Source organism: Streptomyces kebangsaanensis (genome assembly GCF_001906585.1).
Classification (GTDB): Bacteria; Actinomycetota; Actinomycetes; order Streptomycetales; family Streptomycetaceae; genus Streptomyces; species Streptomyces kebangsaanensis.
Map to the genome: position 1 here is coordinate 4,101 of NZ_JUJA01000097.1, position 14,332 is coordinate 18,432.

Annotated in this window: 9 protein-coding genes and 1 pseudogene; 1 reads left to right on the plus strand and 9 read right to left on the minus strand. The window is 72.6% G+C overall.

Annotated features, from left to right (window positions below):
• From RH94_RS43325 to RH94_RS14385, 9 genes and pseudogenes are all read right to left on the minus strand, one after another.
• A pseudogene (locus tag RH94_RS43325) lies at positions 1 to 562 on the minus strand (S9 family peptidase); the annotation flags it as partial.
• Positions 563 to 577: 15 nt separating this feature from the next.
• The gene (locus tag RH94_RS14350; RefSeq protein WP_073947994.1) at positions 578 to 1,882 is read right to left on the minus strand and encodes a M20/M25/M40 family metallo-hydrolase; all 1,305 of its coding nucleotides are present in this window, start codon (positions 1,880 to 1,882) and stop codon (positions 578 to 580) included.
• Positions 1,875 to 2,708, minus strand: coding sequence for a M55 family metallopeptidase (locus RH94_RS14355; RefSeq protein ID WP_073947995.1), 834 nt, complete (start codon positions 2,706 to 2,708; stop codon positions 1,875 to 1,877). Before RH94_RS14355 ends, RH94_RS14350 begins: the two co-directional genes overlap by 8 nt.
• 84 nt (positions 2,709 to 2,792) lie before the next feature.
• Positions 2,793 to 3,926: a glycosyltransferase gene (locus RH94_RS14360; protein ID WP_073947996.1), complete on the minus strand. Its 1,134-nt coding sequence runs from the start codon at positions 3,924 to 3,926 to the stop codon at positions 2,793 to 2,795.
• Complete coding sequence (locus RH94_RS14365; RefSeq protein WP_073947997.1) at positions 3,923 to 6,820, minus strand: bifunctional glycosyltransferase/CDP-glycerol:glycerophosphate glycerophosphotransferase; 2,898 nt, start codon at positions 6,818 to 6,820, stop codon at positions 3,923 to 3,925. Before RH94_RS14365 ends, RH94_RS14360 begins: the two co-directional genes overlap by 4 nt.
• A 131-nt stretch (positions 6,821 to 6,951) precedes the next feature.
• Positions 6,952 to 7,677: a class I SAM-dependent methyltransferase gene (locus tag RH94_RS14370; RefSeq protein WP_073947998.1), complete on the minus strand. Its 726-nt coding sequence runs from the start codon at positions 7,675 to 7,677 to the stop codon at positions 6,952 to 6,954.
• Positions 7,678 to 8,053: 376 nt separating this feature from the next.
• Positions 8,054 to 10,519 carry an ATP-binding SpoIIE family protein phosphatase gene (locus RH94_RS14375; protein ID WP_073947999.1) on the minus strand — a complete coding sequence of 822 codons (2,466 nt, stop codon included), beginning with the start codon at positions 10,517 to 10,519 and terminating at the stop codon, positions 8,054 to 8,056.
• Positions 10,520 to 10,666: 147 nt separating this feature from the next.
• A complete protein-coding gene (locus tag RH94_RS14380; RefSeq protein WP_407697316.1) occupies positions 10,667 to 13,045 on the minus strand; it encodes an MFS transporter in 2,379 nt (792 codons plus the stop codon).
• Between the two features lie 431 nt (positions 13,046 to 13,476).
• On the minus strand, positions 13,477 to 13,920 hold the full coding sequence (locus tag RH94_RS14385) for an SRPBCC family protein (protein ID WP_073948000.1): 444 nt from the start codon (positions 13,918 to 13,920) through the stop codon (positions 13,477 to 13,479).
• A gap of 190 nt (positions 13,921 to 14,110) precedes the next feature.
• Here RH94_RS14385 and RH94_RS43330 point away from each other — a divergent pair.
• A partial coding sequence (locus tag RH94_RS43330) for a hypothetical protein (protein WP_234425763.1) occupies positions 14,111 to 14,332 on the plus strand: 222 nt, incomplete at its 3' end.

Here is a 14,332-nt window from a genome sequence, read left to right on the forward strand (position 1 = left end):
GGGGGCCGGTGACGAACCGGTGCCGGTCGTCGGTGAGCTCGCGCACGGCGGCCCGGTCGCCGGCCGCCGAGCCGTCCAGCGGTACGGCGGCCAGGACACGCCGTACGTCGGTGGGCCCGTCCCCGGTGAACTCCTCCAGCACGCACCACACTTCGCCGTACTCCGGGCGCACCTGCGGGTCAGCCCAGCGCAGTCCGCCGCCCACCGCCGAGAGGGGCGTGAGGGGGCGCGGCTCGCCGCCGGGCTCGTGGCGGTAGAGCCGCTGGTCGGCGAAGTTCACGAACACCACCAGCGGCACGCCGTCCTGGACCACCCCGGCCCAGGGCCGGCCGCCGTACTCGATGACACGGCTGCGCACGTTCCACGGCGCGGGCAGCACCGTCTCCTCCACGCTGTCGGCCCGGCGGCGCACCAGCGCCCGCCGGCCGCCCTCGGCCGGGCGTGGCTCGGTCCACCACACCTCGTCGCCGACGAAGCCGGCGAACTCCGGTCTGCCGTCGTGCGCGGCGGCGAGGGCCGCGTCGATGGGCGAGGGCCAGGAACCGTACGGCAGGCTCTGCACGTTCTCCCCCTCCGGTCAGACCGTCCGCAGGAAGCGGTCGAGGACGCGGACGCCGAAGTGCAGCGCCTCCACGGGGACACGCTCGTCGACTCCGTGGAACAGGTGGTGGTAGTCGAAGTCCTCGGGCAGCTTCAGCGGCGAGAACCCGTACCCGGTGATGCCCAGCCGTGAGAACTGCTTGGCGTCGGTGCCGCCCGCCATGCAGTACGGGACCACGTGCCCCTCGGGCGCGAACGCCTCGACGGCGGCCCGCATCGCCGCGAAGGTGGGCGAGTCGGCCGGCGCCTGGAGCGCCACCTCGCGGTGTTCGAACTCCCAGTCCACGTCCGGGCCGGTCAGCTCGTCGAGGGTGGTGCGGAACTCCTCCTCGCCGCCGGGCAGACACCGTCCGTCGACGTGGGCGACGGCCTCCCCCGGAATCACGTTGATCTTGTAACCGGCCTCGAACATGGTGGGGTTGGCGCTGTTGCGCAGGGTCGCCTCGACCAGCCGGGCCGCGGGGCCGAGCTTGTCCAGCAGCGCGTCGACGTCCCGCAGGTCCGTCTCGATGCCGTACAGGGCGGCGAGTTCGGTGAGGGCCGCGCGCACGGTCGGGGTGAGCCGTACCGGCCACTCGTGGGCGCCGATCCGGGCGACGGCGGCGGCGAGCCGGGTCACCGCGTTCTCCCGGTTGACCCGGGAGCCGTGGCCCGCCCGCCCGCGCGCGGACAGCCGCAGCCAGGCCGTGCCGCGTTCACCGGCCGCGATGGGGTAGATCTCACGGCCGGTGCCGTCGTGGAAGGTGAACGCCCCGGATTCGCCGATGCCTTCGGTGCAGCCCTCGAACAGCTCGGCGTGCCGCTCGGCGAGGAAACCGGCGCCGTCCTCGGCACTGGCCTCCTCGTCGGCGGTGAAGGCGATCACCAGGTCGCGCCGGGGACGTACGCCCTGCCGGGCCCAGGCGCGGACCACGGCGAGGATCATCGCGTCCATGTTCTTCATGTCGACCGCGCCCCGGCCCCACACGACCCCGTCGCGCACCTCGCCGGAGAACGGGTGCACGCTCCAGTCCTCGGCCCGCGCCGGTACGACGTCCAGGTGACCGTGGACGAGCAGCGCGTCCGCCGACGGGTCGGTGCCCTCGATCCGGGCGACGACGTTGGTCCGGCCCGGGGTGCGCTCCAGCAGCATGGGCTCCAGGCCCGCCGCGGCCAGCCGCTCGGCGGCGTACTCGGCGGCCGGGCGCTCCCGGCAGTCCCCGCCGCCCCGGTTGGTGGTGTCGATGCGGATCAGGTCGGACGTGAAGTCGACGACCTCGTCCAGTGCCTGCGCGTCAGCCATACTGCTCCTCCACCGCGGCCGAGGCGATCGTGGTGACCGCCTTGAAGGTGCGGATCGACTCGTACATGGTGGGGCTGGTGTACGCCACCTTGCGCTCCCCGGTCCGGCTCACTCCGGGCACGACGGTGACGGCCATGGCCAGGTGTTCGGCGTCGAACTCCACGGCGACGGTGAACGGGCCGGCATCGCGGGGTTCGTGACGGACCGCCAGGGAAGCCGCCTCCTCGGCGGCGGCCCGGATGTCGGCGGCGGTGCGGGCGGGCGGACGGCACACGGCCGCGTACCGGGACACGTGGTCCTTGACGGCCACCTTCAGCGCCTCCGGCGCGTAGCCGAGCGCGTCCTCGCAGGCCACGTCGTCACCGGTGACCAGCACCACCGGCACCCCGTACTCGGCGGCCACGTGCGCGTTGAGCAGCCCCTCGCCGGCCCGTACGTCGTCCAGCCACACCCCGGTGATCTGGTTGGCGAGGTAGGTGTGGGCGAGGACGCCCTCCATACCGGCGCCCGCGTGATAGCCGACGAAGGCGACGCCGTCCACGTCCCCGTGCTGCACGCCCTCCATCATGGACAGCGACTTGTGCCGTCCGGTGAGCATCTGCGCCCGCTCGTCCAGCCGCTCCAGCAGCAGGTTGCGCATGCTCCAGTGCGCCTCGTTGATGAGCACCTCGTCGGCGCCCCCGTCGAAGAAACCCACCACGGCCGCGTTGACGTCCGAGGTGAACATCGCCCGGCACCGCTCCCACTGCGGCGTTCCCGGCAGCACGTCGGCGGGCCAGGTGACACCGGTGGCGCCCTCCATGTCGGCGCTGATGAGGATCTTCATGCCGTGCCACGTTACGCGCCGCGGGGGCAACCGGCTACGACCCGTGCGGAGCCGGTCGCCCCGCGGCTTCGCACGGCTGGGGCATCAGCGTTCCAGGAAGTCGAAGAGGGCTTCCCAGCGCTGGGTGATGACGTCCGGGTCGAAGCGGCGGACGTTGTGCAGGGCCCGGTCGCCCATCGTGTCGCGCAGGTGCGCGTCGGACATCAGGCGGACGAGGTGGCGGGCGAGTTCGGAGGTGTTGCCGGGGCGGACGAGCAGGCCGTCCTCCTCGTGGGTGACGATCTCGCGGACGCCGGGCGCGCAGTCGAAGGCCACGCAGGGCACACCGGTCGCCATGGCCTCCAGCAGGACCAGCGGGAAGCCCTCGCCGCGGGAGGACTGGACGAAGACGGAGGAGGCGCGCAGCGCTCCGGGCACGTCGTCGGTCTGTCCGGCGAAGTCGACGGAGTCCTCCAGGCCGAGTCGCGCGCACTGTTGTCTGAGCTGTGCCTCGGCCTCTCCCCTGCCGTAGATGCGCAGGGTCCAGCCGGGCTGTTTCGGCGCGGCCTCGGCCCAGGCGTCCAGGAGCAGGTCGACGCCCTTCTCGTGGGAGAGCCGGCCGACGTTCGCGACGACCTTCTCGGTGCGCGGGGAGGGGGTGCCGGGCTCGATGGACAGCGGGTTGGGCATGAAGCCGACGTTGTTCATGCCCTCGACCGCCCAGCGGTCGGCGTCCTCCCGGGTGAGGGCCAGCAGGCGGTCGACGTCCTTGTAGTACTTCTTCACCCGCGCGAAGCGGGAGGACTTTCGGGATGTCTCGAAGGACTCGTGGGTCATGCCGATGACCGGGTGCCCGGCGGTGTCCGCGAGGGCGACCCACTCCATCGCCCACACCTGGGGGACGATGATCATCGCGCCGGGCCGGGCGGCCTGGAACAGCGCCGAGAGCCGGCTCGCGGCGGCCCTCATGTGGATCTCGTGGCGGCGCACGGCCGGGTCGAGGCGGCCGAGCGTGCGACGCGGCCTGGGCCGGCCGGGCGGGCGGCGGGCGTACAGGGTCACGGTGCGGAACGGCGGCTGGTCGCCGAGGTCCATCGGGTGGTTGGCCGGGGCGATGCCGACGACGGTGACCCGGTGGCCGCGCTCGGCCAGCAGCCCGGCCATCTGGGGCTGCCAGCGGCCCACGCCGCCGAGTTCGTTGACCTCGTTGGCCACGAAGAAGATGTCGCGCTGGGTCATCGGGCCTCTCCCGCGGTGCCGAAGAAACGGTCGACGATCTGCGCCGCGGCATCCCCGCGGTCGTACTCGCCGTACTTGTCCACGAACTCCTTCAGCCGCGCCTCGTACGTCGTCCGTACGGTGTTCAGGTCGCCGATCGCGGCGAACAGCTCCTCCTCGGTGCGCGGGACGGGGCCCGGGGCCTCGGTGAGGAGGTCGAAGTAGGTGCCGCGGGTGTCCTTGGCGTACTCCTCCCAGTCATGGGCGTAGAACACGATGGGGCGCTGGAGCAGGGCGTAGTCGAACATCACCGAGGAGTAGTCGGTGATCAGGCCGTCGGCGAGCAGCATCAGCGGGGTGATGTCGGGTTCGGCGCTGACGTCGATCACGCGTCCGGCCACCGACGGGGGCAGGGTGAGCCGGTTCAGGTAGTGCGCCCGGACGAGCAGGGTGTGGTCGTCGCCGAAGCGGGCGGCGAAGTCCTCGACGTCGAAGGGGAACGCGAACTCCCTTACGCGGCCGTCGGGGCGGGCGCGGAACGTGGGCGCGTACAGCAGCACGCGCCGGCCGGGGTCGAGGCCGAGCCGCTCGGCCGTCCGCCGCGTCTCGGGGGGCGGGGGCGCGCCCTCCCGGACCCGTACCAGGGCGTCGTTGCGCGGGTAGCCGGTGCGCAGCAGCTTGTCCTCGGGGATGCGGTACGCGCGCGCGAGGGTGCGTACGTCGTGCTCGCTGCGGACCACGAAGTGGTCGAAGCGGTCCAGGGCCTGCTGGTAGGAGCGCTGCTCCGGCTCGGACATCATCCGGTAGGCGGGCGCGTCGAAGCCCATCCGCTTCAGCGCCGAGCCGTGCCAGGTCTGGATGTACGTCGTCTCGGGGCGCTTGGCCAGCCGGAGCGGGTAGCCCTGGTTGTCGATCCAGAACTCGGCCTGGGCGAGCGCCCTGAGGTAGCGCCAGGACCAGCGGCGCACCAGTTCCACGCCCGGGGGGAAGCCTTCGGGGCGCTCACCGGCGTACGACCAGATCGGGGTGATCGGCGCCTTGCGGCGGCGCAGTTCCTCGAAGATGGCGCGCGGGCTGTCGCTGTACTGCCTGCCGAGGTGGCTCTCGAAGACGACGGTGCCCTTGCGGACGGGCAGTTTGCGCAGCACGCGGTCGTAGACCTGGAGCTTGCGGGTGCCGGAGTTCACGTCCCGCCGTACGGCCCGCAGTGTGCGGTAGGCGCTCTTGGCGGCCCGCGCGGGGCGGCCGTGCAGGTTGCGCTCCACGGCGGCGCGGCCGGCGCGGGCGGCCCGGCCGTGCTGGGTGAGCCGGAAGGCCAGGTGACCCTTGGCGGACACCTGGGCCTCGATCCGGTCGGCCATGAGCCGGGTGAGGCGCGGCCGTACGGGCACGGGCTCGGTGTGTTCCAGGTCGACGGTGCCGACGGTGAGCCGGCTGGTGGTGCGCTTGCCGTCCACGGTGAGGTGCAGCCGGACGTCCCAGACGTCGTCGACGATGCCGAGTGGTCTCAGCCGCCGGGCCAGCGGGACCTCGGCCCGCCAGGCGATCGTGTCGCCCCGGTGGCGCGGGGCGGGCACCGGGAAGTGGAAGGTCTGCAGGCTGCGGCGGCGGGCGCGGAACTCCAGCTCGGCGCTGAGCCCGGCGCCCGGGGCGATGGTGCGCAGCGGGTTGACGATCTCGCCGGCGAGGACGATGTCACCGTCGTGTGCCGTGTACTCGGTGAGCTTGTTGCGCAGGGCCATCCGGTTCAGCGGCCGGGCGTGGTAGCCGAGGGTGGTGACGTCCAGGACGGCGCGCATCTCGGGGTCGTCGAGGTAGCGGTCGGTCCAGTAGATCCGGCCGTCCCGCTCGGCCAGCGGTGCGGAGATCTTGTGCCGGTTGATGAGCGTGTCGATGGCCGGCATCAGATCGGCCCAGTCCTCGCGCAGCAGCAGCTGGGCGCAGATGGCGTGGACGCGGTCGAGCTCGGCGTAGGCCGCCTCGGGGAAGTCCTGGATGTAGCCGCGGGCCAGTTCGGCGAAGCGGTGGCGGTAGTCGTCGTCGAGGAAGGGCAGTTCCCGCAGGTACAGCACGAGGTCGTGCTTGAGGAACTTGATGTCCTTGCACAGCTTCAGCCGGTCCTGGCCCTGGCGGTCCAGGATGGCGTCGATACGGCGGTGGATCTCGACCCGGTCGGCGAAGTTGCTGATCTCGCCGCGCCGGTTGCTGATCGACTTGACGGCGGTTTTCTCGACGACGTTCCAGTGGTAGACCGTGTTGGGGATCAGGGTGATCCGCCGGGCGGCCAGGTAGGCCTGCGCGGAGAAGAGCAGGTCCTCGTAGTGGATGCCGCGGGGGAAGGTGAGCCCGTTGTCGAGGAGGAACGCGCGCCGGTAGCACTTGTTGGTCGACAGGGTGTCGAAGACCAGCAGGTCCGGCAGCTCGGCGACGGAGTCCAGCGTGCGGGTGGCGCGGTACAGCCAGGGGTACCAGGGGGTGCGCTTGCCGTGCCGGCTGTCGGCGTGCACCCGGACGCACCGGCCGGAGACGAGGTCGGCGCCGGTGCGGTCGGCGGCCTCGACCATGTTGCGGCACGCGTTGCGCTCCAGGGTGTCGTCGCTGTCCAGGAACATCACGTACCGGCCGCGGGCCGCCTTGACGCCCTGGTTGCGGGGCTCTCCGCAGCCGCCGCTGTTCTCCGGGAGCCGGATCGCGCGGACCCGGCCGGGGTGGGCCGCGGCGAGCGCCTGCGCGACCTCGTGGGAGCCGTCCGTCGAGCAGTCGTCGGCGATGACCACCTCGACATTGCGGAGTGTTTGCTCGAGGACGGAACCAACAGCCGTCGGAAGCCGCTCTTCGTCGTTGTAGACGATGACGACAACACTGACGTCCGGTTCGGGCACGACGGTCACACGGCCACCTCTCGTTCTCTGCATGAAGGGTGCGGTGGGGTGAACGCAACCCTACAGCTTGTAGGGTTTCTCAAAGCCCCCACCCCCCTCCAAACTACGTCAATGCGACAATACGCCGCCCCACTGACACGCAGTGCGACCGGGAGGCGGGCCGCTCACCGGGTGCGCCCGGCCACGAACCACTTCGACGGCAGCACGATCCGGGTGCCGTCGGGCGTGAACTCGGTGGTGGTGAGAGGTGCTTCACCCGTCGCGAGGACGGTGAGGCCGGCCGCGCGCAGGTACCGCGGCACCGCGTCGTCGGCGACTTCGCCGGGCGCGATGCCGTGCCGGAGGACCGGCGCGAGCTTGGGCGGCGGCCCGGCGGGGCCCTGCGCCAGTTCGCCCAGGATCGGCCGGGCGGCCTCGGACGGCTCGACGAGGAAGGCCCGGCCGCGCTCGCCGGCGAGGGCGGCGACCCCGTCGGCGAGGGTCTGCCGGTCGTCCGGATCGCACTGGTGCAGCACGCCCCGCATGTACACGTTGGTGTCGCCGAGCTCGGCGTGCAGGGTCTCCGCCTCGTTCTTGTCGGCGGCGTCCAGCACCCGGTACGCGGCCTGCCCGGCGGGGTCGCCGTGCCGGGCGTGCTCGACGGCCGCCGCGGCGATGTCGGCTCCCACGACGTGCGGGAAGCGCTCGGCCAGGAAACGCGTCTGGGTGCCGTTGCCGCACCCCAGATCCACCAGGGGCAGTCCAGGGTCGCCCAGATACGGCTCGAACAGAGGCAGATGGGCCCCGGCGGTCACCGCGGGCTCGGCATCCCAGAACACCGCCCCCGGCTCCCCGGACGCCTCCCTCCAGAACCCCTCCCACGCCTGCCGGTACCGATGCGTCGCACTCATGCTCAACTCCCCTTGTCAGAAACGTAATTCAGCCGAAATCGATGAGCGCCCACGGTCCACCGCGCCCGTCCCGCCCCGACAACCGCCCGACGCGCACCTTCACGCCCCGGCCGTGCGCCCCGAGTAGCTGCCGGTCGACGCGGGGTACGCCCTCACCGGGCCGGCGCGGCATGGCCCCACCCGCTCGCGAGGTCCCGCGCCTGCCCTGCGCGACCGAGTCCCGGCCCTGCCGGGCCCGGTGACGCGGGGCGGGACCCCACCGCCCGCGCTCCCGCACCCACGCGCGCGTGGCCCGCGGCACGAGCGCACACGGCGCCGTACCGGCCATGGCGCCCCCGTCCCCCGCCGTCCGTCCGGCCCACTGCCGCCCGTCGGTTCAGCGGCGGGGCAGGGTCTGTTCGAACCAGACCGTCTTGCCGGTGCCCGTGCGGCTGGTGCCCCATTCACGGGCGAGGGCGCTGACGACGCGCAGGCCGCGGCCGGACTCGTCGGCGGGACCGGCGTTCAGCAGGGTGGGCAGGTCGTGGTCGTCGTCCTCCACCTCGCACAGCAGGGTGTCGCCGCGGACGAGGCGCAGTTCGACGGGGCGGCCGTGGGAGTGCCGTACGGCGTTGGTGACGAGCTCGCTGACCATCAGCGCGGCGGGATCGGCGAGACGGGCCAGGCCCCACGCGTGGAGCTGTCCACGGACCGCGGCGCGGGCCCGGCCCACCTCGGCCGGGTCCCGGGCGAGCCGCCACTCGGCGACGTCGTCCGGCTCGATGCCGTTGAGCCGGGTCATCAGCAGGGCCACGTCGTCCTTGCGGCCCCCGCGCGTGCCCAGCGCGCGGATGATCGTGTCGCAGGCGTCGTCCATGGACGCGGCCGGATGGGCGGCGGACTCGCACAGGGCCGCCAGCCCGACACCGATGTCCTCGCCGCGCACCTCGACCAGCCCGTCGGTGCACATCACCAGCCGGTCGCCGGGCGTCACACGCACGCGTACCGCCTCGAAGGGCACCCCGCCCACGCCGATGGGCGCGCCCGTGGGCAGGTCCAGCAGCTCGCTGCGGCCGTCGGCGCGCACCAGGACCGGCGGGATGTGCCCCGCGTTGGCGAGGTGCAGCTCGCTCGCGATCGGGTCGTAGACGGCGTACAGGCACGTCGCGAGATAGGTGTCGCCGAGCCGCTGCGCGAGGTCGTCGAGGTTGCGCAGCAGCTGCGCGGGCGGCAGGTCGAGCGCGGCCATGGTCTGCACGGCCGTACGCAACTGCCCCATCATCGCCGCCGAGTTGAGGCCGTGTCCCATCACGTCGCCCACGACCAGGGCGGTGCGGGCCCCGGGCAGCTTGACCGAGTCGAACCAGTCGCCGCCGACCCGGCCGAGCAGCGTGCCGGGCAGGTAGCGGGTGGCGATGTCGCAGCCCGTCCTCCGCGCCGGGATGTGCGGCAGCATGCTGTCCTGGAGGGTCTCGGCGACGTTCTCCTGGTAGGTGTACATGCGCGCGTTGTCGAGCACGAGGCCCGCACGAGCGGCGAGTTCCGCGCCGGTGACCCGGTCCATGTCGTTGAACTCGGCCCGCCCGGGATGGCGCAGCAGGATCATGAAGCCGAGCACGACGTCGCGCGCCTTCAGCGGTACGACGAGCATGGAGCGGTGGGTGATCAGCGGCCGGATGTCGCGCTTTTCGAACTGTGAGGCGATGGTGTGGCCCATCTCCTCGCTGATCCGCGGCACGAGCACGGGTTCGCCGGTCGTCATGCACTGGAAGAACGGCGTGTGCGCCGGAAACGGCATGGCCTCGCCGACGGGCACGACGTCGTCCCAGCGGCCGGGTTCGTCGGTGTGCTCGACGGCCACCCGGTGCCACATGGTCCTGGTGTCCGGCACGCCCTCCGGGAAGCCCTCGCCCGCGACGACCTGTTCCCGCAGGTAGGTGCCGGCGACGTCGGTGAAGCGCGGTACGACGGCCCGGCTGACCTCGACGATGGTCCGCGCGAGGTCGAGCGAGGTGCCGATCCGGCCACTGACCTCGTTGAGGAACTCCAGGCGCTCGCGGACGGCGGCGTACTCCAGGTCCTCGCCCTCGTCGTCGGCGGGTTCCGCCGGCACGGGCAGGCCCCGGGCCGCGGCCCGCGCGGCCCGCTCGCGGCGCGCCCTGCGCCCGGCCCGCCGCGGCACGCCCCAGTCGGGGGTGACCGGCACCCGGTCGTTCTGACTGAACTCCAGTACCGGATAGCCCAGTTCGAGGACCTGCGCGACGATCCGGGCACTCTCGCCGACGCTCATGCTCGGCAGGATCTCGGGCAGCCGGCGTGCCAGCTCCTCGGCGCCGGGGAAGTCGGTGTGCAGGGCGAAGGCGGGCGCGATCCGCTCGAACGCGGCCCCGTCCTCGTGCCCGGGGTCCCGGCGCAGCCCGTCCACGTCGGCGGCGAGCACCAGCAGCCGCTCCCGCCCCGCTCCCACCAGCGGATACGCCCACCACAGGACGTCCACCCGGTCCCGTCCGGGCGCGGTGAGCCGGGCGCGCCCGGCGGCCGCGTAGGACAGCCGTCCGTCGAGCGAGGACTCCAGTCCGGGTCCGAGCCCGTCGTGGCCGGTGCACGACCGGTAGGGGGCGTCGTCGGCCTCGTCGGGCAGGGCGCCCGAGACGGGCAGCAGGTCGACGGCCGGCCGCCCGACCGCCTCCTCCTTGGCGGTGCCGAACATCCGCCGCGCGCCCCTGCTCCAGTGCGACACCAGGCCGTCGTCGTCGACCACGACCACGGCCAGCGGGACACGGCCGGCCGCGGCGTCCGCCACCACCGCGCCGCTCCCGGCTCCGCGGCCGGGAGGTACGTCCCCTTCGGTGCCACGGTCCATGGCACAGGCCCCTCTCCCCACGGCTCCGCAAGATCTGTTCCCCCGAGCACCACGGTACGGCGGCGGCCGGTCACGATGTGCGGCAATAAAGGAATTGGTTTCAGCGGGGACGCACCGGCGCGCGGACGCACGCCTCCTGACGGGGGCTCAGTCCTCGTGTCCGAGCTGGAGGTCGCGTTCCGTGCGTCCTCCGCCCGCGACCTGCAGCACCGTGGCGACGGGCGGGTAGCCGGCCGCGATCACGGTGTACTCGCCGGAGGACAGATCGACGAACCGGAACGTTCCGTCGGGTCCGGTGGTGAGCGTGTCCACGACGTTGCCCGCGGCGTCGAGGAGGGTCACGCGCGCGTCCTCGACGGGCCGCCCGCCGCCGGCCCGTACCGTCCCGCGCAGCACGGCGCCGCCCGCGAGTTCGACGTCCTGGCGGGTCTCCCGCGAGGCGTGCACGGTGACGGGCAGCGCGGCCGGGCGGAAGGCGGGCGCGCTCGCGGCGAGGGTGTACTCACCGGCGACCAGCTCGGTGATGTCGTAGCCGCCCTCGCGCCCGCTGCGGGTGGTGGCGACGACCTCGCCGTGCACGTTGGTCAGCGTGACGGTGGCGTCCCGCACGGGACTGCCGTCGGCGGTGCGCACGGTGCCCGCGAGCCGTCCGGCGCCACCGAGGACGACGTCGAGCTCGACGGGCCGCTCGCCGACGGTCACGGAGACCGCCTGCGGCTGGTGCCCGCCGGCCGCGGCGATCAGGACGTACGCCCCGGTGCCCGGCGTGGACAGCGCGTACCGCCCGTCGTCGCCGCTCGCGCCCCGGCCGATCTGCTGTCCGCAGACGTCGATCAGGGTGAGCGCCGCGCGGGGCACGACGGTCCCGTCGGGATGCTGCACGGTGCCGCAGACGGGCACACCGGCGGCGTGGGGCGAACGGGCCCGCGGCACGGTGGCGGTCGGCGGCGCGGTCTCCGGGGCGGTGACGTGGGCGTTGTGGGACACCAGGGGTTTCTCCTTGAGGAAGAAGGCGATGAGCAGGCCGAGGACGAGCACCGGCACCAGGTAGAGGAAGATCCGCGGCATGGCGTCGGCGTACGCGCGCACGTAGGCGTCGCGCAGGACCGGTGGCAGCGCGTGCACGCCCTGCGGGGTGATCGACTCGGGGTCGGGCGGGGCGCCGCCCGCGCGCGGGGGGACGCGGTGGCGCAGGGCGTCGGCGAGCCGGTCGGCGAACAGGGTGCCGAAGACGGCGGCGCCGACGCTGCCGCCGATCTGCCGGAAGTAGTTGTTGGCGCTGGTCGCCGTGCCGAGGTCGGCGGGGCGCACGGAGTTCTGCACGGCGAGCACCAGGACCGGCATCACCAGGCCGATGCCGGCGCCGAGGACGGCCATCCAGACGCTGTAGTGCAGCCGGGGCGTGTCGACCTCGAGGCGGGACAGCAACCACATGCCGACGGCTGAGAGGGCGCTGCCGAGAACGGGGTAGATCCGGTAGCGGCCGGTGTGGCTGATGAGTTGCCCGGAGACGATCGACGCCACCACGACGCCGCCCATCATGGGCAGCATCAGCAGCCCGGACTCGGTGGCCGAGGCGCCGTCGACCATCTGCAGGAAGGTGGGCAGATAGCTGGCGGCACCGAACAGCGCGACGCCGATGACGAGTCCGACCAGTCCGCTGACGTTGAACACGGAGTCCCGGAACAGCCGCAGCGGGATGAGGGGTTCGGCGGCGAAGCGCTCGGCGACGAGGAAGAGGACGCCCGCCGCGGCGGCGCCCGCGCCGAGTCCGAGGACGACGTTCGAGTCCCAGGCGTACTCGGTGCCGCCCCAACTGGTCAGCAGCACCAGGCAGGTGGAGGCGGCGGCGAGCAGCAGCGTGCCCAGGACGTCGAAGCGGGCCTTGACCCGGGGCTTGGGCAGTTTCAGCACGACGGCGACCACGGCCAGGGTGACCAGGCCGAAGGGCACGTTGATGTAGAAGCACCAGCGCCAGGACAGGTGGTCGGTGAAGTAGCCGCCGAGCAGCGGTCCGGCGACGGAGGCGAGGCCGAAGACGGCTCCGATGAGCCCCATGAACCGGCCGCGCCGCCGGGGCGGCACGATGTCCGCGATGATGGCCTGGACGCCGATCATGAGGCCGCCCGCGCCGACGCCCTGCACGGCGCGGAAGGCGATCAGCTGGTCCATGCTCTGCGCCCGTCCGGCGAGCGCGGACCCGGCGACGAAGACGACGATGGCGAACTGGAAGACGCCCTTGCGGCCCAGCAGGTCGCCGAGCTTGCCGTAGACGGGCAGTCCGACGGTGGAGGTGAGCAGGTAGGCGGTGATCGCCCAGGACATCCGGTCCAGGCCGTGCAGCTCGCCTACGATCCTGGGGAGCGCGGTGGCGACGATCATCTGCTCCAGGGCGGCGAGGAGCAGCGCGAGCATCAGCCCGACGAAGACCAGCCGCACCCGGCGCGGACCGAGCTGGGGAGGGGCGGGAACGGCGGACGCGGCGGGGATCCTCGGGGGCGCCGCCGCGACCGGCTCGTCCTGCACCAGATTGAACCCTCTCCCGGCTGAAGGCAGGGAGATTCCTGGCTCACGTCGCCTGCGAGTCCAGCGGACCGACAGGTCTTGCACGATCAACACCAGCCGGGGTGGAGCCAGCCCGGTTTGACACTACAAGCAAAGGAATTGCCGTGCCGGCTTGGTTCTCGCTCAGCACGGCGAAGAGCATACCAGTCCGTCCGATTCCTCCCCGCCCTGAAGGACGGGGCATCCTCAGAAGTTCCCGTGATCCCGCCCACGTACCGCTCCCCTCGTCGCGCCTGCCGGATGATCCCCGCACAACCCCTGCGGAAATCGACAACATCGACAACTACGAGCAAGCGCGACGAGTTACGGCACACCTCCGACCCGTGGAGGGATCCACTCGAACCGGTGAGGAGCCAACAGGGCCCGCACTCCGGTGAGTTGCTCGCGGGAGCCTACTTCTCGACCTCGGTGGCGAGCCTGGCGAGCACGGCGTCGTAGATCCGGCCGAGCCCCTTGGGGGCGAACGTCCTCTCGAAGAAGCCGCCGATGCCGCCGGCACCCTTCCAGGTGGTGGTGACGACGACCCGGGACCTGCCCTCGCCGGCCGGGGTGACGCGCCAGGTGGTGACCATGGAGGAGTTGCGGTCCTTCTCGACGAGCTCGCCGTCGGTCGGCTCGCTGACCTCCATCAGGCAGTCGCGGACCCGCTTGCTGGTGGCCTGGAGCTTCCAGTGGACGAGGGTGCCCTCGCCGTCCCCGCCCTCGCGCACCTCGTACTCGCTGAAGTGCTCGGGCAGCAGCTTCGGGCGGGTGCCGCGGTAGTCGGCGAGCGCGTCGAACACCTTCTCCGCGTCGGCGGCGACGACCCGCTCCGTAGTGGCCTCGACCTGCGCCATGACTTCCTCCAGGACATCCGTTCTCGGGCTTGGAGCCAGCCAATCACCCTGCCGCCCGGACCCCAAATCGGGACCCGTCAAATGATCGGACCCGGCACCACGGACGATCGGGAACGGCGCCCGTACGGTCACCCGCACGATCAAGGGAACAAATGTTCTATTCTCTGGGCAGTGCCGCAGAGGAGGCGTCATGCACGGGGACCACCTCACCCCGGACTCCGAGGAATCCGAGGAATCCGGCGACACCGGCCACGGCCGGACCGACGCCGCACCGAACAGCGCGGACAGGGTCTGGCGGGACATGATGCGACGAAGGCCGGCCCGGGAACCGTCGGGCGGGCGCGCCACCCCTTGCGCGGCGGGGACGGCCGCGTACGCGGCCCTGCTCCAGGGGAAGGGGACGACCCCCGCC

What these genes read in the sequence shown, in the direction of transcription:
- RH94_RS14350 (WP_073947994.1), bottom strand. Translation starts at nt 1,882, where the DNA reads ATGGCTGACGCGCAGGCACTGGACGAGGTCGTCGACTTCACGTCCGAC.
- RH94_RS14355 (WP_073947995.1), bottom strand. Translation starts at nt 2,708, where the DNA reads ATGAAGATCCTCATCAGCGCCGACATGGAGGGCGCCACCGGTGTCACC.
- RH94_RS14360 (WP_073947996.1), bottom strand. Translation starts at nt 3,926, where the DNA reads ATGACCCAGCGCGACATCTTCTTCGTGGCCAACGAGGTCAACGAACTC.
- RH94_RS14365 (WP_073947997.1), bottom strand. Translation starts at nt 6,820, where the DNA reads ATGCAGAGAACGAGAGGTGGCCGTGTGACCGTCGTGCCCGAACCGGAC.
- RH94_RS14370 (WP_073947998.1), bottom strand. Translation starts at nt 7,677, where the DNA reads ATGAGTGCGACGCATCGGTACCGGCAGGCGTGGGAGGGGTTCTGGAGG.
- RH94_RS14375 (WP_073947999.1), bottom strand. Translation starts at nt 10,519, where the DNA reads ATGGACCGTGGCACCGAAGGGGACGTACCTCCCGGCCGCGGAGCCGGG.
- RH94_RS14385 (WP_073948000.1), bottom strand. Translation starts at nt 13,920, where the DNA reads ATGGCGCAGGTCGAGGCCACTACGGAGCGGGTCGTCGCCGCCGACGCG.